We start from the raw sequence: 21,678 nt of genomic DNA on the forward strand, positions 1-21,678 counted from the left end.
AATCGATCTATTATCGATGAAGCCGAGTTGTCGATGAGCAGATCCCCTGACGGTGCTTCACCGGGGAGCGGGGCCACATGTCAAAAGATCCTGTTCGCCTCCGCATAGGAGCAGTCTGATGAATCCAATCGATACACTGTTCAGTTCCGCGTCCGTACGGGCGCGGGCGCGTCGAGCAGAAACGTTCAGGGAGTCGTTCTCGCTGACACCCGAGACTCGGATCCTCGACTTGGGTTCGGAGACGGGTGCGAACATCGATCGTGTTCTGCGAGGTACCGAGGTGCGATCGGAGAATGTGTACATCGCCGATATCGACAGGGCCGCCGTCGAGTTGGGGCATCGAAGCTACGGATTCGTGCCGGTGGTGATCGACGAAACCGAACCGCTTCCTTTCCCCGACGGTTACTTCGACATCGTCTATTGCTCGTCGGTGATCGAGCATGTGACCGTGCCTAAGGCTCGTGTGTGGGAGATACGCGACGGTGGGCAGTTTCGTCGGGAATCGCGAGAACGACAACGTGCCTTCGCAGCTGAGGTGTGTCGGTTAGGCCGCCAGTATTTCGTCCAGACGCCGTGCCGGCACTTTCCGATCGAAAGTCATAGTTGGTTGCCCCTTGTGGGCTGGCTACCGCGTCGGGCGTTGGTACCGCTTCTGGAGTTGACGAATCGCTTCTGGTTCAAGCAGACCAGCCCGGACTGGCATCTGCTGGATCGTGCCGAGATGGCAGGGTTGTTCAGTGATGCGCGCATCGTGCGGGAAAGATTCCTGTTGATGACCAAATCGATTATGGCCATGCGCACTTCGGACCTTTGAAACGGCGATCAGCCGCGCTGGAAAGCCTCGCCTTCGAGGGAGAGGCTTGACGGTTCGGCACCGTCGAGAAAGATCCGCGCCCAGACCTCGAGGGTGAGTGCGCTCCAGAGTTCCTTACCGAAGTCATAACGGCCGGTGCGGTGTAAGGCAAGAGCTCGGCGGATCCGATCAGGTTCGATTAGCGGTTCGGGTCGTGCTGTGGGGCCGAACCAGAGGCGCTCCAGCGCGTCGCCGAGGTCTCCCCGGAACCATGACGTGATCGGGACGGCGAATCCGACCTTCTTCCGAGACAGCAGCATTGCGGGTAGGCGCCGTTGCGCGATCTGACGAATGACGATCTTCGTCTGAAACGGTGAAACCTTGTGTCGCACTGGAAGACGGGCGACGTACTCGGCCAGATCATGGTCGAGGAGCGGCATGCGACCTTCGATCGACGCGGCCATCGTCATCTTGTCGCCGCGGACCAGCAGGTTGTCGACGAGGTACGACTCAACGTCCAGTGCGAGCATGCGGTCGAGGGGGTCGAGGCCCGCGTCCAGGTCGGCGAGTACCGGGTCGAGCGGCCGCACCCCGTCAGACGACAGCCCGGCCAACCGGTCGGCGCCGAACCAGGCGGGCCACCGCTCGGCCGGAGTGTCGGTCGCAAGTGCGCGGATGGCCATGCGTACCCGCCGCGGCAACCGATGCCAGTCCGCGAGTGCATGCAGCGGTCGTTCGCCGAGGAGAGCGCGTGCCGGTTGGCCCGCGCTGTCCAGCAAGGCATCGACCCGGTACTTCGGGTATCCACCGAATAGTTCGTCGCCGCCCTCTCCCGAGAGGACCACGGTGACGTGTTCCCGTGCCATCCGTGACAGCGCCAGCAGCGGGATCTCCGATGGCTCGGCCAGTGGTTCGTCGCGATGCCAGACCGCCGTCGGCATCAACTGGAGGAACTCGTTCGGTCCGAGCCGGGTCTCGTGGTGGCGTGCTCCGAATACCCGTGCCGTCGCACGCGCGGCCGGCAGTTCGTCACTGGACCAGCCCTCGTCGAAACCGATCGAGAAGGTGTCAACCGGACTGTCGGTGAGTTCGGTCATGAACGACAGGATGGTGCTCGAGTCCAGACCACCCGACAGGAAGCATCCCAGCGGGACTTCACTGACAAGGCGACGCGCGACGGCGGTACGCATGAGGTCTTCGACCTCATCAGCCGCCTGGTTGAGTGTGATCGCGGGTTTCGAGATGTACCGAAGGCGCCACCAGCGTTGGATATCGATTCCGCTGTCGCTCAGTACCATCTTGTGGCCGGCAGGCAGTTGACGAACAGATCGGAACAGGGTGCGCGGCGCAGGAACATAACGTAGCGCCAGGTACTGCTGCAATGCGGTGTCATCGATGTCAGCTGATACTCCGGCGGCCAGCAGCGCCTTGATCTCAGAGCCGAACACCACCTCCTCACCGCATCGCGCGTAGTAGAGGGGCTTCTTGCCGAATCGGTCCCTGGCGACAAGCATCCGTCGACGGTTCTCATCCCAGAGCGCGAACGCGAACATACCTGCGAGCCGGTCGAGTACGCCGTCCCCCCACTGCTCGTAGCCGTGGACGATGACCTCTGTGTCGCAGCGTGTGGTGAATCGATGGCCGTGGCGCTCGAGGTCGGCGCGTAGCTCGCGGAAGTTGTAGATTTCGCCGTTGAAGACGATTGCGACCGAGCCGTCCTCGTTGAAGATCGGTTGGCCGCCGCCTGTCAGATCGATGATCGCCAGGCGGCGCATCCCCATTGCGAGGCCGGACCGGCCGAACCGCCCCTCGCCGCTGGGGCCGCGGTGGGCGATCGACTCCAACATCCGGTCGAGTCGCTCGGGCGCGGGGGCGGTGCGACTCCAGATACCACAGATGCCACACATCAGATGGCCACTTCGCTCTCTCGGGACGGGACGTAAGCGAGGAGGTGGACCGTCGGTTCGGGCACCACGGCCGAGTCGCTCGCTTCTGTTACCAGGTGCGGCCGGAACCCGTTCCTGCCCGCCAGTATGGCCACTTGCGCAGATTGCCATCCGCGTCCGCCATCGCAACCGGAGATTCTTCGGATTCGGGCACGAACTCGAGTTTGTTTGAGTGCAATTGCGTAACCTGGAACCTGTCGCTCGTGTATGCCTACGACGGTTGACCGCAGATGGCAGCGACGCTTCTCATCGGCGCCGCTGCGTTCCATTCCTGGGGTGCCGGGTGACGCACATTCAATGGCCAGGATTGTCCTGACGAGAGCGGAGTTCATCCGAATGACCTCATTCACAACGACGTTCACCGTCTTCACAGCAACGTTCAACCGGGCAAAGACACTGCCTCGCGTCTATGACAGCCTGGCGCGACAGACCTTCCGTGACTTCGAGTGGCTGATAGTGGATGACGGATCCACAGACGGCACCCGGGAGCTTGTCCAGACGTGGCTTGGTGAGGCAACGTTCCCGATCCGGTACTTCTACAAGTCCAATGGCGGCAAGCACACCGCGTGGAACATGGGCGTCGACCGTGCACAGGGGCAGTTCTTCCTTTCGCTCGATTCGGATGACGCCTGCACTGCTGACGCGCTCCGGGTCTTCAATGACACTTGGCAGAGCATCCACCCGGACAGGCGCGCCGCGTTCACCGGGGCCTGTTGTCTTGTAATGGATTCGAACGGACAAATTCTCGGCGACCGCTTCCCGGAAGACGTCTTCGATTCGAACTCGAATGCGCTCCGCTTCAAGCATCACATCGCCGGCGAGAAGTGGGGATTCCACCGCATCGACGTGGTACGCGAGTTTCAGTTCCCGGAGCGCGAGGGTATGCGGTACGTGCCCGAATCGATTGTGTGGGGGAGAATCGCCGCACGGTACCAGGAGCGTTTCATCAACAAGGCGCTTCGTATCTACCACACTGACGCCGAGATCCGGCTTTCCACGCCCAGTTGGAGGGACCCGGAGTGCTTCGCACTCGGTGCGCAGTGCGCTCTCGAGGAACAAGCTGGGCGTTGGTTCGTCAACAACCCGATTTTCTTCCTGAAGGCGGCCGCCAACTTCTCGCGGAACTCGTGGCTGTCGGGAGTCGGTCTGGTAACCCAGGGCCGGCGACTGAACGGACTCGCCGCCCGCGGGTTGTGGTGTGCGATGCTTCCGGTCGGCTGGGTCCTCTACCGGCGAGACCTGCCACGCCGTGCCGCCTTTATGGCCGCCGCTCGCCGTGGCTAGACACGGAGCGCAGGTGCGCAGACTTCGACCGTTCAACACTGGAGAATCCTGGTCGCTGCCGGGCATTGCTGCGCGCTTCATCCGTGGCCCAGTCGCGAATGGCTGCACTGTGCGTCAGCCGCGAATCCCGCGATCACGGCGACGTTCTCGGGCAGCAGCATGGTGTCCTTGGTGCACTCGTCGGGTCCGACGAACACGGTGCTGCTCGCAGCGTGCCGCATCCAGTGCAACGGGTGGGCCCACGAGCGCGTCCACGATTCACTCGGAATCATTATGTCGATGTGGCCGTCGAACCGCGCCGGTGAGTACCTGCGGACCGCCGCCATGGTCGCTCCCTCGACGACGCTGCGCCGAATCACATCGGGATCGAGCACCTGCTCGCGGGGGACCAGCAGCCTGCGGGTGCGTTCGGCAATGTAGGGAGCGCGCTCCACCGCGGGCAGTGTGCGCAGCGCGCGGGCATGCATCCCGACCCGGCTGGTGTAGTCCCGAGCCTGGGCTATCTGCCACGTCACGGGGTGCCGGTACGACGGGTAGTACGGCGCGCCGAACAGAATGATATTCGTGACATACGCACCTGAAACCGCAAGGGCGCGAGCGAGCTCGAATGCGATCGTGCCGCCGGCGCAGTAGCCGGCGACCGTGATGGGCCCCGAGGGGCGGAATGAGCGGATCTGTTCGGCAAAATGGCGAGCCATATCCTCGACGCTTGTCAGCGGTTCGCTGCCTCCTGCGAGCCCAGGTGGCTGCAGCCCGAAGAAGGGCTGGTCCGGCCCGAGATGCTGCGCGAGCGCACGAAAGGCGAACACGTCGCCGTTATGGCCACCCAATGCGAAGATCGGTGTCCGCGTGCCGCCGGCCTCCAACGGCACGATGGCGCGTTGCTGCTCAGTGAGCTGTAGTTCCTCGCGCAGAAATGCCACGCACGCATCGCGATTCGCTGGTCGATACGTGTGCCCGGCGGACACCGACGGGGAAACCGTTGCGGTTGTCGGCGCTGCTGCACCGGGGTGCACACCCATCATGTCGAGCCGGCGACCGATGGTCGCAAGCTGCTCGGAGATGGCGGTGAGCGAGCCGACGTCAGCGACGGCCACCGGTGTCGTATCCGGCAACGCGTCTTCGGGCAGTGTCGGCAGGATGCGCTCGGCCAGCAGATTCAGCGTCGAGGCCTCCTCGAGCAGCGTTCGCAGCGTGATCTCGATCGAGAACTGCGCCTGCAGCGCACTGGCGGCCTGTGTGAGGAACAGAGAGTCGAAACCGATTTCGACGAAGGTCGCGTCGGGGATGAGAATCGCCGGGTCGACGCCGGAGAGGTCGGCGAACAGCGATTGCAGGCGTGATAGCAGGGCTTCGGAGCGGCTGCCGCTGCCGGCGATGTTGTGCGGCGAAGAGTGGGTCGGAGCGGTCACGGCCGGGTGCGCCGAGCCCGACACGGGTTGCACAGGTTTGCGCACCGCGTTGTCGTGCGGACTGGGATCGACCCAGTGACGTCGCCGTCGGAACGGATACGTGGGTAGTGGCACCCGCCGCCGGGGCACGTCGCCGTGCAAACTGCGCCAGTCGATCTCGACGCCGCGCGCCCAGAGCTGCCCGGCAGCGGCGAGCAGGTAGTCGGTGTCCGCGCTGCATTCCTGGCCGGGGTGCAGCGACGTCGCGATGAGCTGTGTCGGCAGACGGCGGTCGTGCTGACGAACGAACGAGGTGAGCGCCTGCCCGGGGCCCACCTCGAGCAGCGCGAGCCGGGGGTCGATGAGTCCCCCGATCCCGCGCGCGAACATCACCGGCTCGCGCAGTTGGCGCGCCCAGTACTGCGGGTCGACCGCGTCATCGTCGGTGACGGGAGCCCCGGTCAGGCTGGATACCCATCGTAAAGCCGGTGCAGCACGCGGCATCTCGGCGACGACACCGGCGAACCTCTCCAGCGCCGGTTCCATCATCGGCGAGTGGTACGCGTGTGACGTCTGCAACCGCCGGTGAGCGAGTCGAAGCTCATCGAGCTTGGCCTCGAACACCGCGACGGCCTCGTGATCCCCGGAAACCACGGTGTGTCGCGGCGCATTGACGGCGGCGATCGTCACCCCCGGTGTCAGCTCGGCGGCGACCTCGTCTGCGGAGGCGCGCACCGCCGACATTGCTCCGGCGGGCATGTCCTCCATGAGTCGGGCACGGCGCGCCACGAGCAGCAGCGCGTCGTCCCGGGTGAAAGTTCCGCCGATGCAGGCGGCGACGAACTCTCCGACGCTGTGCCCGATCATCGCGTCGGGCTTCACACCCCAGGACATCCAGAGCTGCGCCAGCGCGTACTCGATCGTGAACAGAGCGGGCTGCGTGACCGCCGTCTGTGTCAGCGCGGACTGTGCGGCCGTGCGGTCCGTATCGCAGGGGTACAGCACGGAGCGAAGGTCGACGCCGATCACCGGCTGCAGCACCTGGGCGCACGCGTCGACCGTCTCTTGGAACAGCCCCTCGGATTCGTAGAGTCTGCGGCCCATATCGACGTATTGCGAGCCCTGGCCGGGAAACATGAACGCGATGGACGGCGGCTCGCCGTCCCCGCTGAAATCGTGGACGCGCTTTGAATCGGCGGTCGTCAGTAGCGCAATCGCATCGTCACGATCCCGGCAGACGATCGAGCGCCGGTGGCTGAACCGACCTCGACCGACCTGCAGCGTGTATGCGATATCGGCAAGCTCGGTCGTACGATCCTGTTCGAGATGGCTCTTGAGGTTTTGTGCTGCGCAGTCCAGGGATTCGGCGTCGCGAGCCGACAGTAGCAACAGCTGCTCCGGCCGCGAGGCGGGCGCCGCCGGTTCGATCCGTGGCGCCTCTTCGAGGACGACGTGCGCGTTGGTTCCGCCGATGCCGAACGAGCTGACACCGGCGCGGCGCGGCGTCGGACCTTCCGGCCAGTCGCGTCGAACCGCGTTCACGAAGAACGGCGTGCTCTCGATACCGAGCTTCGGATTCGGGGATTCGAAGTTGATACTCGCCGGAAGAATCTTGTGACGCAGGGCGAGCGATGTCTTGATCAAGCCGGCAATGCCGGCCGCGACATCCAGATGTCCGATGTTCGACTTGATCGAACCGATCGCGCAGTAGGCGTTCTCTTCGGCGCCGCCGGCGCGGAATGCCTGTGTCAACCCTGCGATCTCGATCGGATCTCCGAGCGTGGTCCCGGTGCCGTGGGCTTCGATGTATGTGATCGTGTCGGGATCGATGCCGCCGAGCATCTGTGCCATCGATATCACCTGAGCCTGACCGTCGACGCTGGGCGCGGTGAAACCAACTTTCTGGCTGCCGTCATTGTTGAGCGCCGCTCCCTTGACGACGGCGTAGATCGTGTCGCCGTCCTCGATTGCATCCCGTAGCCGACGCAGCGCGACGATGCCGAGCCCGTTGCTGAACACCGTTCCTGCGGCGTCGCGGTCGAACGCACGGCAATGGCCGTCCGGTGAGAGGATCGAACCCTCCTGGTGCAGATATCCGCGGCGCTGCGGCAACAGAATCGACACACCGCCGGCGAGGGCCATGTCGCATTGATACGTCTGCAGGCTGTGCACCGCAGTGCACACCGCGACGAGCGAAGTGGAGCAGGCGTTCTGGATATTCAGCGCGGGACCTGTGAGATCGAACTTGTACGACACCCGCGTCGCGAGGTAGTCGTTGCCGTTCGCCATCATCATCATCACGGGACCGAGTGGATCGGTTACATCCCTGCGCGACAGCAGATTCTCCAGGTAATAGCTGTTGGTCGTCGCACCGGCGAACACGCCGATGGGTCCGTCGAAGCGACCTGGGTCATGACCCGCATCCTCGATCGCCTCCCACGCGGCCTGCAGGAAGAGGCGCTGCTGCGGATCGAGGATCTCGGCTTCCCTGGGCGTGAAGCCGAAGAACTCGTGATCGAACTCGTCCACGCCCGTGAGAACGCCGCGCGACCCGACGTAGTTCGGGCTGGTGCGCGCGGCCACGTCCTCGTTGTGCGCGGATTCGAGTTCCTCGGTCGTGAACCGAGTAATGCACTCGCGCCCGTCGAGCAGGTTCTGCCACAGTGCCGCCACGCTCGGGGAGTCCGGAAAGCGACCGGCCATGCCGATGATCGCAATGCCGTCGAGCGGATCGTAAGCCTCAGAGTAAGCCATGGATTCAGCGTCTTCCGGTGAGTTTGCGTTGGTGGGCGAAGGCTTCGCGTTGTTTGCGTGCCCGGGTCATGGTGGCCTCGGTGGTGTTGTGGTTGTGGTGGCCGGCGATGTGGCGGGCGAGTGTGCGCACGGTGGGGTACTGCAGCAGTGCCACCACGGGTAGGTCGGTTCGGAAATGGTGCGTGAGTCGGCTGTGCGCACGCACGAGAAGTAAGGAATGACCGCCGAGTTCGAAGAAGTGGTCGTCGAGGCCGACTTTGTCGATGCGCAGTACGGTTTTCCAGATGTCGGCGATGGTTTGTTCGGCGGGGTTGCGTGGGGCGGTGTATGCGGTGGTGGTGTGGGTGCGTTGGCGTGTGGGGGTGGGTAGTGCTTTGCGGTCGAGTTTTCCGCTGGTGGTCAGCGGGAGTTCGTCGAGGTGGTGGAAGTGGGCGGGGATCATGTACTCGGGCAGGTGTTCGCGCAGGGTTTGGCGTAGGTCGGTGATGAGTGTGGGTCCTGCGGTGGGGGCCACGAGGTAGGCGATGAGTTCTTTGTCGCCGGGGGCGTTTTCGTGGTCGATGACGGCGACTTGGTGGACGTCGGGGTGTGCGGCGATGGTGGTTTCTATTTCGCCGAGTTCGATGCGGAAGCCACGGATTTTGACTTGTTGGTCGATGCGGCCGAGGTATTCGAGTTCGCCGTGTTGGAGGCGGCGGGCCAGGTCGCCGGTGCGGTACATTGGTCCGCCGTGGAAGGGGTCGGGCAGGAAGCGTTCGGTGTTGAGGTCGGGGCGGTTGAGGTAGCCGGCGGCCACGCCGGCACCGGCGATGTGGAGTTCGCCGGCCACGCCGGTGGGGACGGGTTCGCCGCGGGGATCCAGTAGGTAGATCCGGATGTCGGGCAGGGGTGTGCCGATGATGCTGCCGGCGCCGGCGTCGAGGTCGGCTTGGCTGATGCGTTGGTGTGTGACGTAGAGGGTGGCCTCGGTGGGGCCGTACATGTTGATGATCTGTGGGGTGTGGTCGCCGTAGCGGTCGAACCAGGGTTGCAGGGATTGCAGGTGCAGCGCTTCGCCGCAGAGCAGGATGTAGCGCAGTGCGAAGTCCGCTGGTGGCGCGGTGTGGTCGATGTCGATGAATGCTTGGAATCCGGTCGGGGTTTGGCTCATCACGGTGACGTGTTCGCGTTCGACGAGGGCGCGGAAGGCGGCTGGGTCGCGGCTGGTGTCCTGGGTGACGATGACAAGGCGGGCGCCGGCCAGCAGCGCGCCCCATAGTTCGGAGACCGAGATGTCGAACGAGTAGGAGTGCCAGAGGGTCCAGACGTCGTCGGGGCCGAAACCGAAGTGCGGGATGGTGGCGGCGAACAGGCGCAGCACGTTGTGGTGAGTGACGCGTACGCCCTTGGGTTTTCCGGTGGATCCGGAGGTGTACATGACGTAGGCCAGGTCTGCGCTGGTGGCTTCGGCCGGTGGTGGTGTGGGTGTGGTGACCGGTGGTAGTGGTTGGTCTTGTAGTGGTTGGTCCAGGCACACGGTGTGCACGGGCAGTGTGTGCAGTTCGTCGAGGAAGGTGTGCTGGGTCAGCACCACGCGTACGGCGGCGTCGGTGAGCATGAACGCGATGCGGTCGGTGGGGTAGAGGGGGTCCATGGGCAGGTAGGCGGCGCCGGCTTTGAGGATGGCCAGGATGCCGATGACGACTTCGGGGCTGCGTTCGACGCGTAGCCCGACGACTTGTCCGGCGCCGATGCCCAGCTCGCGCAGGTGGGCGGCGATCGCCTCGGCGCGGGCGTCGAGTTCGGCGTAGCTCAATTCCATGCGGCCGGTAGGGGTCTGGGCGCTCAACGCGATCGCGTCCGGATTGGCAGCGACCTGCCGGGCAAACCCGGCATGCAGGGTCTCATCACTGGTGAGGACCACCGGAACCGGCCCAGCCCCCACAAGCTCCGCGCGTTCGGTCGGCGTGAGAAGTGCCGGCTTGAGTTCATCGATCGTCACGTCATCTGCAGCGCAGGCAATCTCACCCAGAACTGAAGACAGGTGGCGGTCGATACGCGCGAGTGTGTCGGCGTCGACGGCCTCGGCGTCGTAGAGCCACTCGTACTCGTCGCCGTCGTGCGGCAGCACGAGCGTCAACGTGTTCGGGTGGACACGGCGCGATCCGCTCTCCGCTTCGAACATCACCTCGACTGCAATCTCGCTTGTCGCGGGTCCCGCCGCATCCCGAAGGCTCGGATATCGCGCGGCCAGATCCAACGCGTAGGGACCGCGCTCCCGGGCATTGCGAGCTGCTGCGCGAACGGTGTCGACGGCCTCCGCGCACGTAAGCGACGGAGCCACCTGCACTCGAACCGGAACGCGCTCCGAGACGAGGCCGGGAGCATCCGCGGCCAGCCGCATGAGCGCGGGATCGGTAACCCAGACGTCGAATGCGGAGAGATCGCCGATCCTCGACAGGTAGACCCCGAACGCGCAGAACACCAGATCCGCTGCGCTCAGGTCGTCGTGCCGGTCAAGGTACGCCAGCACCGGGCGCGCGAGTTGTGCCCTACGTGCTGCCGGCGCCGTGGGACGCCGCTCGCCTTGTCGGCGTATCAGCACCGGAACGACGGCCGGCCGCAACTCGGCGAGGCGCTTCACCCAGAATGCCTCGTGCCGGCTGGTCGCCAGTTCGGTGCTCTCGAGTCGAGCCGATGCGGATGCGTCGAAACTCGACAGTTGTCGCCCCTCGGCAAGTCCGTGCCTTGCGACCACGCTCGTCGGTGTCACCGGCGCACCGTCGAGCGTCCGAATGTCGTCGAGCTCGACGTCGTCGGTCGCGGACGCCACGATGATGCCGCCGGCGCCGCACCGCAGAATCGTTCCTGGCGCCTTCTCCGACCGGGTATCTAGTGGCCGAGCGGTGCCCACGAGGTAGAACTCATTGCCGATCGCGACTTTCGCCGAGCAGAAGCGGTTCCGAAACGGGCCGAAGTCGAGTGCGCGCACCAGTGCATCGATCCGATGAGCATCGTCGGAGAAGGAGATCACACCGCCGCGCGCAGGGCGGTCGAGACGCGAGAAGTAGGAGCGATCGGCAGCGTCCTGCTGCCATGGTCGAGCGGTCCCCGTCTCGAGCGCCGGAATGAGCTCGGCGAAGGCAGCAAGTCCCGCCTCGTAGCACTTCACGTTGAGCGTGAGTGCCGTGTCCCTGTCCGCAATCTCGATTGCGCGCTGGTTGAGGATCGCCCCGGCGTCGATCTCCTCGCTGATCATGTGCCAGCTGACGGCGTGCGTCCGCTCACCGTTGATCAGAGCCCACGACACCGCGTTCATTCCCGCGTATCTCGGCAGCGGCGCGTCATGGAAATTGATCGCGCCGCGGCGAGGAATCGCGAGCACCTCCGGCGGGATGATCTTGAAATTGACGATACTGAAGAGGTAGTCGAACTCCTGGCGCTGGCAGAAGGCCGTCATGTCCTCGGCTGGTCCGGCAGTCGGAAGCCCATTTGACTCAGACCAGACACGAAGGCTGCGATCTGCCGGCATGACCCCGATGATTCGATGGCCGCGGTCGAGCAGTGCCTTCGCGCAGTTGATCGCGAGCGCGCCTTCACCGACGACGATGCAGCTGAAGTCAGTCGAGTTACCCACTGTCACTCCTCGACTGGCTGCATCGGCGACAACTCATGGCTGTCGGCCACATCGATCAACCCGTTCATGTTCAGGCCTCTCGTTCATGCAGGATCACCGGTTGCACGGCGTGGCGCTTCTTCGCGTTGTCGGTGGAGGTGACGAACCTCCCGATGTGTCGGAAAAGGAGCATGGTCAGCGTCTCTCGGTGAGTTCACGGTGGTGTGCCAGGGCTTCGCGTTGTTTGCGTGCCCGGGTCATGGTGGCCTCGGTGGTGTTGTGGTTGTGGTGGCCGGTGATGTGGCGGGCGAGTGTGCGCACGGTGGGGTACTGCAGCAGCGCGATGATGGGCAGGTTGGCATGCAGTCTGCTGGTCAGCTGTGTATGCACCCTGATACTGAGTAGTGAGTCGCCGCCGAGTTCGAAGAAGTGGTCGTCGAGGCCGACTTTGTCGATGCGCAGTACGGCTTTCCAGATGTCGGCGATGGTTTGTTCGGCGGGGTTGCGTGGGGCGGTGTATGCGGTGGTGGTGTGGTTGCGTTGGTGTGTGGGGGTGGGTAGTGCTTTGCGGTCGAGTTTTCCGCTGGTGGTCAGCGGGAGTTCGTCGAGGTGGTGGAAGTGGGCGGGGATCATGTACTCGGGTAGGTGTTCGCGCAGTGTTTGGCGTAGGTCGGTGATGAGTGTGGGTCCTGCGGTGGGGGCCACGAGGTAGGCGATGAGTTCTTTGTCGCCGGGGGCGTTTTCGTGGTCGATGACGGCGACCTGGTGGACGGCGGGGTGTGCGGCGATGGTGGTTTCTATTTCGCCGAGTTCGATGCGGAAGCCACGGATTTTGACTTGTTGGTCGATGCGGCCGAGGTATTCGAGTTCGCCGTGTTGGAGGCGGCGGGCCAGGTCGCCGGTGCGGTACATGGGTCCGCCGTGGAAGGGGTCGGGCAGGAAGCGTTCGGTGTTGAGGTCGGGGCGGTTGAGGTAGCCGGCGGCCACGCCGGCACCGGCGATGTAGAGTTCGCCGGCCACGCCGGTGGGGACGGGTTCGCCGCGGGGATCCAGTAGGTAGATCCGGATGTCGGGCAGGGGTGTGCCGATGATGCTGCCGGCGCCGGCGTCGAGGTCGGCTTGGGTGATGCGTTGGTGTGTGACGTAGAGGGTGGCCTCGGTGGGGCCGTACATGTTGATGATCTGCGGGGTGCGGTCGCCGTAGCGGTCGAACCAGGGTTGCAGGGATTGCAGGTGCAGCGCTTCGCCGCAGAGCAGGATGTAGCGCAGGGTGAAGTCCGCTGGTGGTGTGGTGTGGTCGATGTCGATGAATGCTTGGAATCCGGTGGGGGTTTGGCTCATCACGGTGACGTGTTCGCGTTCGACGAGGGCGCGGAAGGCGGCTGGGTCGCGGCTGGTGTCCTGGGTGACGATGACAAGGCGGGCGCCGGTCAGCAGCGCGCCCCATAGTTCGGAGACCGAGATGTCGAATGAGTAGGAGTGCCACAGGGTCCAGACGTCGTCGGGGCCGAAACCGAAGTGCGGGATGGTGGCGGCGAACAGGCGCAGCACGTTGTGGTGAGTGACGCGTACGCCCTTGGGATTTCCGGTGGATCCGGAGGTGTACATGACGTAGGCCAGGTCTGCGCTGGTGGCTTGGGCCGGTGCTGGTGTGGGTGTGGTGACCGGTGGTAGTGGTTGATCGAGGCACACGGTGTGCACGGGCAGTGTGTGCAGTTCGTCGAGGAAGGTGTGCTGGGTCAGCACCACGCGCACGGCGGCGTCGGCGAGCATGAACGCGATGCGGTCGGTGGGGTAGAGGGGGTCCATGGGCAGGTAGGCGGCGCCGGCTTTGAGGATGGCCAGGATGCCGATGACGACGTCGGGGCTGCGTTCGGCGCGTAACCCGACGACCTGTCCGGCGCCGATGCCCAGCTCGCGCAGGTGGGAGGCGATCGCCTCGGCGCGGGCGTCGAGTTCGGCGTAGCTCAATTCCATGCGGCCAGTAGGGGTCTGGGCGCTCAACGCGATCGCGTCCGGATTGGCAGCGACCTGCCGGGCAAACCCGGCATGAAGAGTTTCATCACTGGTGACGACCGCCGGAATCGGCCCGGCACCCACGAGATCGATACGCTCCCCGGGGTTCAGGAGGCCCAGGTCGCCGATTCGGGTGCAGTGTGGGTCGGCCAAACCGGTCAGCACGTTCGCCAGGTGCCTCAGCATCCGGGTGATCACCACCTCGGCGAAACGCTGCGTCGAATACTCCAACCGGAGTAACATCTCGCCGTCGCCGGCGTCGCCCCACGCCCGCAGCGTCAGCGGGAAGTTCGTCTGCCCGACGTAATGGAATCGCCGTCCCGGAGTCCGCAGGAGTGTGTCGAGGGTTTTATGGTCGTAGACCAGAATGCTCTCGAACAGTTTGTTGCCGCGGGTGATTCCACTGCATGCCTGTACGGTCGCCAGCGCGGCGTGCTCGAAAGGCCGCACCGCGATCTGCTCGGCACGCAGCGACTGTAACCAGGGCACGATCGCGGCATCGTCATCCACCTTCGCGCGCAACGGCAGCGTATTGAACAGCGGTCCGACAATCCGGTCAGCACCGTCCAATCCGCTGCGGCCGACGCGGGTGGTGCCGAACACGACATCGGACTCGCCGCTGTACCGGTGCAACAACACCGCCCACCCCGCCTGTACCAACGTGTTCACCGTGACGCCCGCAAGCTCGGCTGCGTCTCGAAGCCCGTCGGAGACCGACCTCGAGAAGCGATGCTCGATCGACTCGAACTTTTCGTCGGTAGCGGGGCGGCTGGGCGCATCGGCCCCGAGCGGAGTCGGGGTATCGAAGTCGGCCAGCCGGGCGCACCAGAATTGTTCGGCGGCTGTGGAATCCAGGGAACGGTGCCATGCGATGTAGTCGCGGAACGGACGTGCCGGCGGTAGCGACAGCACTTCGCCATTCTTGGCGGCGTCGTAGAACATGAGCCATTCACGCAATGCGATGAACGAGCGTCCGTCACCAATCACGTGGTGGAACGTGTACAGCACCCGTGATCGTTCACCCGGGAACCGGGCAATGAACAACCGCATCGTCGGCGCACGCGATAAATCGAAGTCGCGGTGGCGATCCGCCCGAACATAGGCATCGAAGCGCCGCTGGGCCACCTCCAGCGGTACGTCGCTCCAGTCGGCGACCGTGGTGGGCATCTCGGGCTGCGCCAGTACTTCCTGGCACGGTTCCCCGACGTCCTTCCAGCGCAACCGCGTACGCATCACGGGGTAGCGCGCCATCACTTCGCGCATTGCTTGCACGAACATCGCCACATCGAGCCGTTCGTCGAGCGCGAAGAAGATCTGCTCGATGTCGACGCCCGAGCCTGACGTGCTCAGCGCATGGAACAACATCCCCTGCTGCAATGGAGATAGCTCGTAGGAATCAACGATGTCGACCACAGTCAACTGCCCCCGCTCACCATCGACTGCACACCCGCCCCCCGGCATTTCACAGTGTCGATCAGTCGGTTCGCCCGACGTTTCGATTCAGGGTACCGACTTCCAGCAAAGAGAAACAGCCTCATGCCGGGCGTCGGCGTACCCGCCAAGAAGCAAAACTGTTCCCGTTGCAATGACGGGGTTTTGGCGAGGTCGCGGCGTCGAAGTGTGCCGGTTATGCAGATTTGGCAAACGTTCTGGACGGCGCCGGGGCAGGTGGTGGGCCAGTTGTGGGCATCGAAGTATCTAGTCGCCTTGATCCGAAGGATTCAGTTCGGGATCAGTCCTTGGATGGGGATCTTATGGAGTGAGCTTCAGCAACCCTTGAATGGCTAGGCCCTGCTGGCCCCGACAGGACGACTCCGCAAGACTCCGCGTACCGGCCTGGGGCCTGATTCGGGCCGACCGCGATCTTGATATGTAGGCCTCGCGCTCGCACTGCATCGACGAAAAGGCAGCAATGCAAGGAGAACCCCGAGCTCTTGTGGCCTTCTTCCGTGCTCAGGTGATGGGATTTGGCCGGACCGCCAGGGTATGGATGCATGTTCTCGGACAGTAGGTACCCGCGATGCAAGTCATCATCGTGCACGTCATTGACACGCAGAACAGCAAAGTCCTACGCTGACAGTTCGCGGCGCTTCAGACGGCGCTTGGGGGCCGGGGCGGGTGATGTTCAGATGGACTCGAATATCTTGACTCGGGCAGACGGGGTGCCTTCTTCGTCGCCGGAGACGGGTGAGCCACGCGTGTTGATGGAACCGCCGACACGGAACCATGCGTATCCCGCCAATGGCCGGGAACTGATTGCCATTCTTGCGGTTTCGGGAATCATCGTCTCCTCGTGGGCGCTGTTCCCGTCGACCGTCGAGTCCGGAACCTACGTTCCGCTGCCAGAGCTGTCGGCGCCGCGGCCGTCCGTGATCAATCACGCGGAGCTCGACATCGAACCCGGCTCGCCATTGATGGCGCTGACTCTCAACGACTCCGACGTCGAAGTCATGCCGGTCTCGATGGCCGGATCCTCGGGAATTCGTTACGCCAGCTCGGCGATCGATGTGACCGTGATACCGATCCGATCGAAACTGGAGGCGCTGCTGAGTATCCTCTACGCCCAATCGGACGAGTTGGATCAAGCGGAACTCGAGGCGAAGATCCAGGCACTGCTGAAACTGCCCGATTCGGTCCTTGTTCAGCTGCTGCAGCATCCCGACCTCGTGGACCTCAACATCATGCTGGACTCGGTGTTCTACGGGACGTCCGATGTCGGTGATGTCAAGGCCCAGCTGGACAAGGTCGACGTGGCGTCGGTGCCGGGAACCTCGGACCAGGTTCAGGTGGTCAAGGTGAGCGGCAACGTCGTGTACGCGGTACGCACCCCGGCCGTCGACGAAACAACGGCGACGTCGATCATGGCGGCGGAATCCGTGCCGGTGGCGCCGGGCGGTGCGCAGATGACGGTGACCTCTCAGTTCGACGCGTTGGCCGGCGTTTTCGTTTCCACCTTCACGGCACCCCCTCCGCCTCCGCCCCCTCCGGCTGCGCCACTGCCCATGACGATGATGGTGCAGATGGACTTCGCGCCGGCCCTGGTTGCGGAGCCCAGCAGCGTGGAACTCGCCTCTGCGCCGTCCCTGGCCCCCGAGCCGACGCACTCGCCGACGCCCTCGGTGGAACCGACCCGGCAGGCATCCGATGACATCACCTTCGACAACAAGATCGAGCCCGGCGGCTCGGTGCAGCAGGCTGCCGAGGATTCCCTTTCGACAAGCTCGCCGGAGGCACCGGCGACACAGTCGTCGTCGCCGTCGACACCCTCTGCAGAGCACGAGTCGTCCAACGGCAGCGGCGCCGGCGAATCTGCCGGCGACCCGGGCGGCGGCACGTCGAGTGGCTCCGCCGATAGCGGCGGTTCCGGCGGCGGAAGTGGATCCGGCGGCTCATCCGGCAGCGACGGTGGCGGGGACGCCTAGGCGTCGGCTGGGCAGGCTTCGTTGACCTGATGGGGCGGGTATGGGTGTCGGGTACGGATGGCCGGCACCCATACCCTTTTCTGAAGCCGTAGTCGTCCAAGCAAATTCGGATGAGCGGGAGCCCCGGCGTCATGCCGGGTGCAGGTCACCTGTCGGTCCGAGACCACGCCCGGTCGGGTTCCAATATGGCGGCGGTATCCGCCCCGTCGACGACCAAACGTGCGACGTCGATCAACCGAGCGTTGGTTCTCCGCGCGTAGCCGCGCATCAGAGCGAAGGCCCGGTCTACGTCGATCTTGCCGCGCTCGGACAACACGCCCTTAGCCTGCTCGATTACGGTTCTGCTACTCAACGCGGCCTGCAGTTGCAGGTTCAGGACACCCGATCGCGCGGCAATTCTCTGGTTCAGAATGCCGATCGTCGCGACATCGGCGAGCGCTTGACCGACGGCGTAGTCGGTGGCATCCAACGGGCCGGGTTCGTAGCAGAACAGGTTCAGCACGCCTATTCGCTCGTCCCGTAATCGCAGCGGAAAAGCGTGCACGGAGAGAAAGCCGGCTTCCACCGCACGTGCGGCGAATTCCGGCCACACCTCGACGGTCTCCCTGAGGTCCTCGGTGACGACCAGTTCGCCGGTTCGGAAAGCCAGCAAACAGGGTCCGGCACCGCTACGGATCTGGAAAAACTCCAACAGGCGTGGCTGCTCGCTACCGGACGCCAGCACCTCAAGGCTGCCGTGCGTGTCGGCCAGCACGATTCCGGCGGCATCCACCCTCAGTAGCGACGTGGCGCTGTTCACCAGTTGCTGTGCCAGCTCGGCGATGTCGAAGTCGGCCACCAGTGTGTCCGCCAGCGTGACAAATGCGCGGGCCAGTCCGTTCAGTCGGTGCATGGTCTCCCTGCCGAGGATATGTGCGTGCAGGGCGGTCTGCGCAGTTCGGCCGGGTAGCCGTCCGCCAGCGAAGGCACAGTCGAGCGTCGAGGTGCGTTTCGCGGCCATTCGCGGGGCACGGGCAGGGCCGGTTGCGGAGTCGATGACGGCCGGTGGTGGACACGCGTCGTGGGCTCGCTGCCGGGTGTGCGACCTCCGCAAGGAAGGGTGATCTGACGCTCGTACCCAACGCGCACAGGTCCGGGCGCGGTGCTGGGTACCGCCACCATGGTCTCGATCCACCCCTTCGGATTCTGGATCTTTGGACTAGACACCTCAGTGTGCCCGCCGAAGGTCCTTGAATTCGCTAGAACTGCAGATCTAGTTATCGAAAATGCTTGCGGATTGCTGCTTGCGTAAATTACTGTCTTTGCTAGCCGATGACTCTAGACCCTGGTCCGGCTCGGTGGGATGACAACAACACATGGGGTGACGCCCGGGCAGGTTCTGGTGGGAGGGCCTGCTGCCGCCGAGGCAAGATTGTTAGCTATATCTGCCTAACTCTGTAAAGTTTGCCCAGTTACGTCCGCTCTGGCGGGCCTAGCGGACGGAGTGGACGGGCGTTCAGTTGATCGAATGTGTCCGAACTGATCACGGGGGAACGATTGTGAAGGCTTATGGGTCGGTCGCGCGCCCGGCGGAATCCGCGTACAGCGGATCAGTCGGGTCGGGGCGCAGGTACGTGGAAGGAGATGCCCACGCCGGGCACTCGAATCATGGTTCGCGAGGGTTGGTATTCCGGGGGCCACCAGCGCTGAACGTGGCGCCGGCGCCGGTGGCGGTGGCGGTGATGGATGCCGAGGGCTGCAAACCTCGTCGCGACGTGCGCGTGCTGATCGTCGATGACTGCATCCTCTATCGCTACAGCTTGGCCGGTGCCCTGACCAGCAGCGGTATCCGGGTGGTCGGCTTCGCCTGGGACCTGGCGACGGTGGTGCGGGCCATCCGGGAGGGCGCGGTCGACATCGCGCTCGTCAACATCGCCACCGCGGACAGTGCCGCGCTCGTCGGCGTGGCATTGGCAACGGATCCACAGTTGCGGGTTGTCGTGTTGGGGGTCCCCGACGATGACGAGTCGGGAGTGATCGCCTGCGCCGAAGCCGGCGTGGCCGGGTATCACACGCGTACCGAATCCTTCGACGATCTGCTCGAGCTGGTGGATAAGGTCGCTGCCGGCCAATCGGTTTGCTCACCGCGAGTGTCGGCGATATTGATGCGCAGGCTGTCTGCGTTAGCTGCGCAGCAGAGTCCCGCGCCGAAGGGTCTAGTTCTCACCGCGCGGGAGGACCAGATCCTCGGCATGCTGACCCAGGGGCTGTCCAATCGGGACATCGCACTGCAGCTTTCGATTGCGGTGCACACGGTGAAGAACCATGTGCACAGCCTGTTGACGAAGCTCGGCGTGAGTTCCCGTGCGCAAGCGGTAGCCCTCGCTCAGACCATGCGGTACGACATTGTCACGCCGGAGAACCAGTCCCGGACGAGTTGAGATTTAAACCCTCCGGTCTATGTACCAGAAACCGGCTGCTACCCGATAGTGATGTCGTGTACCTCGCTCTGGCCATTCTCTTTTCGAGGCTGCTCCTGTGGCAGCGTCCGGATCGCGACCGGCCGGCGCGGGGATGCGTGCACATCAACGGGGCGTGGCTTGCGTGCGGCCCCCGTGATGAGTCGCGCTATGCCGCCGCGATGGTGAAAGCCATTGCAGCTATGGATATCTGGGATCTGGTCGTCCATGTCCCGGCGGGTGTGATCCGACCCTTGCCGCAGTGGCTTGACTGCCCCCGCATCGAGGTCCGGCCGGCAAGAGTCGCCGGCAGCCTGTTCGAACAGGTCCATCTGCCCCTGGTGACCGCCGGGCAGGTGCTGCTCACCTTCGCGGGGACGGCGCCGCTGCTCAAGCGCAGGCAACTGGTGACGATGCACGAGGCTGTGCTGTTCCGGCGGCCCGCCGGATTTCCGCGGACGAAAGTTCTGCTCCGGTACCTGGCCTGCTGGTGGCTGGGCAGGACGGCTGACGGGCTGGCCACGACATCGCTGTTCGCCGCACACGAACTGTCCGACGTCCTGCGTATCGATGTCGACCGGTTCATCGTGACGCAGGGGGCGGACACCCTGACAGGGGTGAATCCGACCCGGCCGCCACTGGCATGGACCGGCGCGGAATTCCTCGTCTTCGGCTCCTCAGCGCCAAACATGAATGTGCTCTCGACTGCTCGGGCACTCACCGATTCCGGCCGCCGGGCCGTGGTTGTGGGGCTGGCTGCGAAGGGCCGGAAACGCGGCACCGTCAACAGTTCGGGGGATTGCGTGGTGGCGCCCCAACCGTTGACGGACGCCGACCTGGCCTGGTTGTACCGGCATGCGCGCGCGGCGATCGTGCCGTCGGCCTATGAGACGCTCGGTCTGGCGCCGCTGGAGGCTCAGGCGCTCGGATGCCCGGTCCTCTGTTCGGATGTCGCCGCGCTGCCGGAGGTCTGCCGCGACGGAGCACTGTACTTCGACCCCGACGACCCGGAGACGCTGACGGCCCAACTCGACAGGCTGGACCGCGAGCCCGATCTCTCTGACGAGCTGCAACGAAGAGCATCGGCGAACTCACTGCGCTACTCCTGGAACGAATCTGCGTCAAAGGTCGTCCGGTGGTGCCGGCGATCGCGCAGTAGTCCAGGCGTCCTGGTCTACTAGAGCGGAATGAGCTCCACGCCGGACAGCACGACCGCGTTGTCCCGGCTCGGCGCGGTCAGCACCCCGATGTACTTACCATCCTGCTTCCAGATGTTGGCCTGCAGCGTCTCGCCGGGAATGACGGTGCCGGCAAACCGGGCTCCGTAGGTGCCGACCCGGGTTACATCGCCGTCGAGGTAGTGATCGACGATGGCCTTGCATCCGATGCCGTAGGTGCACAGCCCGTGCAGGATGGGGCGGTCGAAGCCGGCGGCCTTGGCGAACGCGGGATCCGAGTGCAGCGGGTTGCGGTCACCGCACAGCCGGTACAGCAGGGCCTGCTGCGGCAGTGTCGGCAGCGCGATCTCCGCGTCCGGTGCACGGTCGGGCAGATCCACCGAGGTGGACGGGCCGCGTTCGCCACCGAAACCGCCTTCGCCGCGGGCGAAGATGGAGCGCTTGGTCGTCCAGAGCACGTTGCCGGACTCGTCGGTGACCGTCGTTTCGCTCACGATGACGGCGGCCTTGCCCTTGTCCCAGATCTCGGTGAACCGTTGCTTGGACCAGCCTTTCCCGCTGGGCGGGATGGGCGCCGGGACGGTGACACCCTCACTGGCGTGCAGCACCTTGGACAACTCGATGTCGATGCCGGGGAACTGCACCGTCGGTGCCTCGGTCATGTGGAAGCTGGCCGCGACGTTGCCGAACGTCGGGAGCACCTGCGGGGTGTTGTCGGTCAGGTACCGCAGCTCGCGTCCGTCCATCGGGTCGGCTCCGGCGCCGAGACCGAGGTGGTAGAGCTGGATGTCGCTGCTGGTCCAGGAGAACTCGATGGGATCCAGGTCGGCGGCGAGCGCCTTTTCGACGTCGATGGGCACG

11 protein-coding genes are annotated in these 21,678 nt (G+C 64.6%); 5 read left to right on the top strand and 6 right to left on the bottom strand.

Annotated elements, in window-relative coordinates; all coding sequences use genetic code 11:
- The first annotated feature begins 118 nt into the window (after positions 1–118).
- The gene (locus V4U86_RS02950) at positions 119–814 is read left to right on the top strand and encodes a class I SAM-dependent methyltransferase (protein ID WP_395309804.1); all 696 of its coding nucleotides are present in this window, start codon (positions 119–121) and stop codon (positions 812–814) included.
- Between the two features lie 8 nt (positions 815–822).
- Here V4U86_RS02950 and asnB read toward each other — a convergent pair whose 3' ends face one another.
- Positions 823–2,640, bottom strand: coding sequence for an asparagine synthase (glutamine-hydrolyzing) (gene asnB / locus V4U86_RS02955; RefSeq protein WP_395309805.1), 1,818 nt, complete (start codon positions 2,638–2,640; stop codon positions 823–825).
- A 396-nt stretch (positions 2,641–3,036) separates the two neighbouring features.
- On the opposite strand from asnB, the gene V4U86_RS02960 reads away from it, so the two are divergent.
- Positions 3,037–4,023 (top strand): glycosyltransferase family A protein, encoded by a 987-nt coding sequence (locus tag V4U86_RS02960; RefSeq protein ID WP_395309806.1) that lies wholly within the window; start codon positions 3,037–3,039, stop codon positions 4,021–4,023.
- A gap of 77 nt (positions 4,024–4,100) precedes the next feature.
- On the opposite strand, the gene V4U86_RS02965 is transcribed toward V4U86_RS02960, so the two are convergent.
- The 3 genes from V4U86_RS02965 to V4U86_RS02975 form a co-directional block, all read right to left on the bottom strand.
- Positions 4,101–8,168 carry a type I polyketide synthase gene (locus V4U86_RS02965; RefSeq protein ID WP_395309807.1) on the bottom strand — a complete coding sequence of 1,356 codons (4,068 nt, stop codon included), beginning with the start codon at positions 8,166–8,168 and terminating at the stop codon, positions 4,101–4,103.
- A 4-nt stretch (positions 8,169–8,172) separates the two neighbouring features.
- A complete protein-coding gene (locus V4U86_RS02970; protein WP_395309808.1) occupies positions 8,173–11,784 on the bottom strand; it encodes an amino acid adenylation domain-containing protein in 3,612 nt (1,203 codons plus the stop codon).
- A gap of 174 nt (positions 11,785–11,958) precedes the next feature.
- Positions 11,959–15,192 carry a non-ribosomal peptide synthetase gene (locus V4U86_RS02975; RefSeq protein WP_395309809.1) on the bottom strand — a complete coding sequence of 1,078 codons (3,234 nt, stop codon included), beginning with the start codon at positions 15,190–15,192 and terminating at the stop codon, positions 11,959–11,961.
- A 581-nt stretch (positions 15,193–15,773) separates the two neighbouring features.
- Between V4U86_RS02975 and V4U86_RS02980 the strand changes: the two genes are divergently transcribed.
- On the top strand, positions 15,774–17,201 hold the full coding sequence (locus V4U86_RS02980; RefSeq protein ID WP_395309810.1) for a hypothetical protein: 1,428 nt from the start codon (positions 15,774–15,776) through the stop codon (positions 17,199–17,201).
- A gap of 145 nt (positions 17,202–17,346) precedes the next feature.
- Here V4U86_RS02980 and V4U86_RS02985 read toward each other — a convergent pair whose 3' ends face one another.
- The gene (locus V4U86_RS02985; protein ID WP_395309811.1) at positions 17,347–18,093 is read right to left on the bottom strand and encodes a GAF and ANTAR domain-containing protein; all 747 of its coding nucleotides are present in this window, start codon (positions 18,091–18,093) and stop codon (positions 17,347–17,349) included.
- 814 nt (positions 18,094–18,907) lie between these two features.
- On the opposite strand from V4U86_RS02985, the gene V4U86_RS02990 reads away from it, so the two are divergent.
- Both V4U86_RS02990 and V4U86_RS02995 read left to right on the top strand, forming a co-directional pair.
- Positions 18,908–19,621, top strand: coding sequence for a LuxR C-terminal-related transcriptional regulator (locus V4U86_RS02990; protein ID WP_395309812.1), 714 nt, complete (start codon positions 18,908–18,910; stop codon positions 19,619–19,621).
- A 56-nt stretch (positions 19,622–19,677) separates the two neighbouring features.
- A complete protein-coding gene (locus V4U86_RS02995; RefSeq protein WP_395309813.1) occupies positions 19,678–20,820 on the top strand; it encodes a glycosyltransferase family 4 protein in 1,143 nt (380 codons plus the stop codon).
- Here the strand turns inward: V4U86_RS02995 and V4U86_RS03000 are convergent.
- Positions 20,817–21,677, bottom strand: coding sequence for a MaoC family dehydratase (locus V4U86_RS03000; RefSeq protein WP_395309814.1), 861 nt, complete (start codon positions 21,675–21,677; stop codon positions 20,817–20,819). The genes V4U86_RS02995 and V4U86_RS03000 overlap by 4 nt on opposite strands.
- Position 21,678: the final 1 nt, after the last annotated feature.

Origin of the sequence: Mycobacterium sp. AMU20-3851, assembly GCF_043974665.1 — a bacterium.
Classification (GTDB): Bacteria; Actinomycetota; Actinomycetes; order Mycobacteriales; family Mycobacteriaceae; genus Mycobacterium.

Bases quoted from the DNA above. Each gene is read 5' to 3' on its own strand.
- V4U86_RS02950 (WP_395309804.1), top strand. From the start codon at position 119: ATGAATCCAATCGATACACTGTTCAGTTCCGCGTCCGTACGGGCGCGG.
- asnB (WP_395309805.1), bottom strand. From the start codon at position 2,640: ATGTTGGAGTCGATCGCCCACCGCGGCCCCAGCGGCGAGGGGCGGTTC.
- V4U86_RS02960 (WP_395309806.1), top strand. From the start codon at position 3,037: ATGGCCAGGATTGTCCTGACGAGAGCGGAGTTCATCCGAATGACCTCA.
- V4U86_RS02965 (WP_395309807.1), bottom strand. From the start codon at position 8,168: ATGGCTTACTCTGAGGCTTACGATCCGCTCGACGGCATTGCGATCATC.
- V4U86_RS02980 (WP_395309810.1), top strand. From the start codon at position 15,774: ATGTTCTCGGACAGTAGGTACCCGCGATGCAAGTCATCATCGTGCACG.
- V4U86_RS02985 (WP_395309811.1), bottom strand. From the start codon at position 18,093: ATGCACCGACTGAACGGACTGGCCCGCGCATTTGTCACGCTGGCGGAC.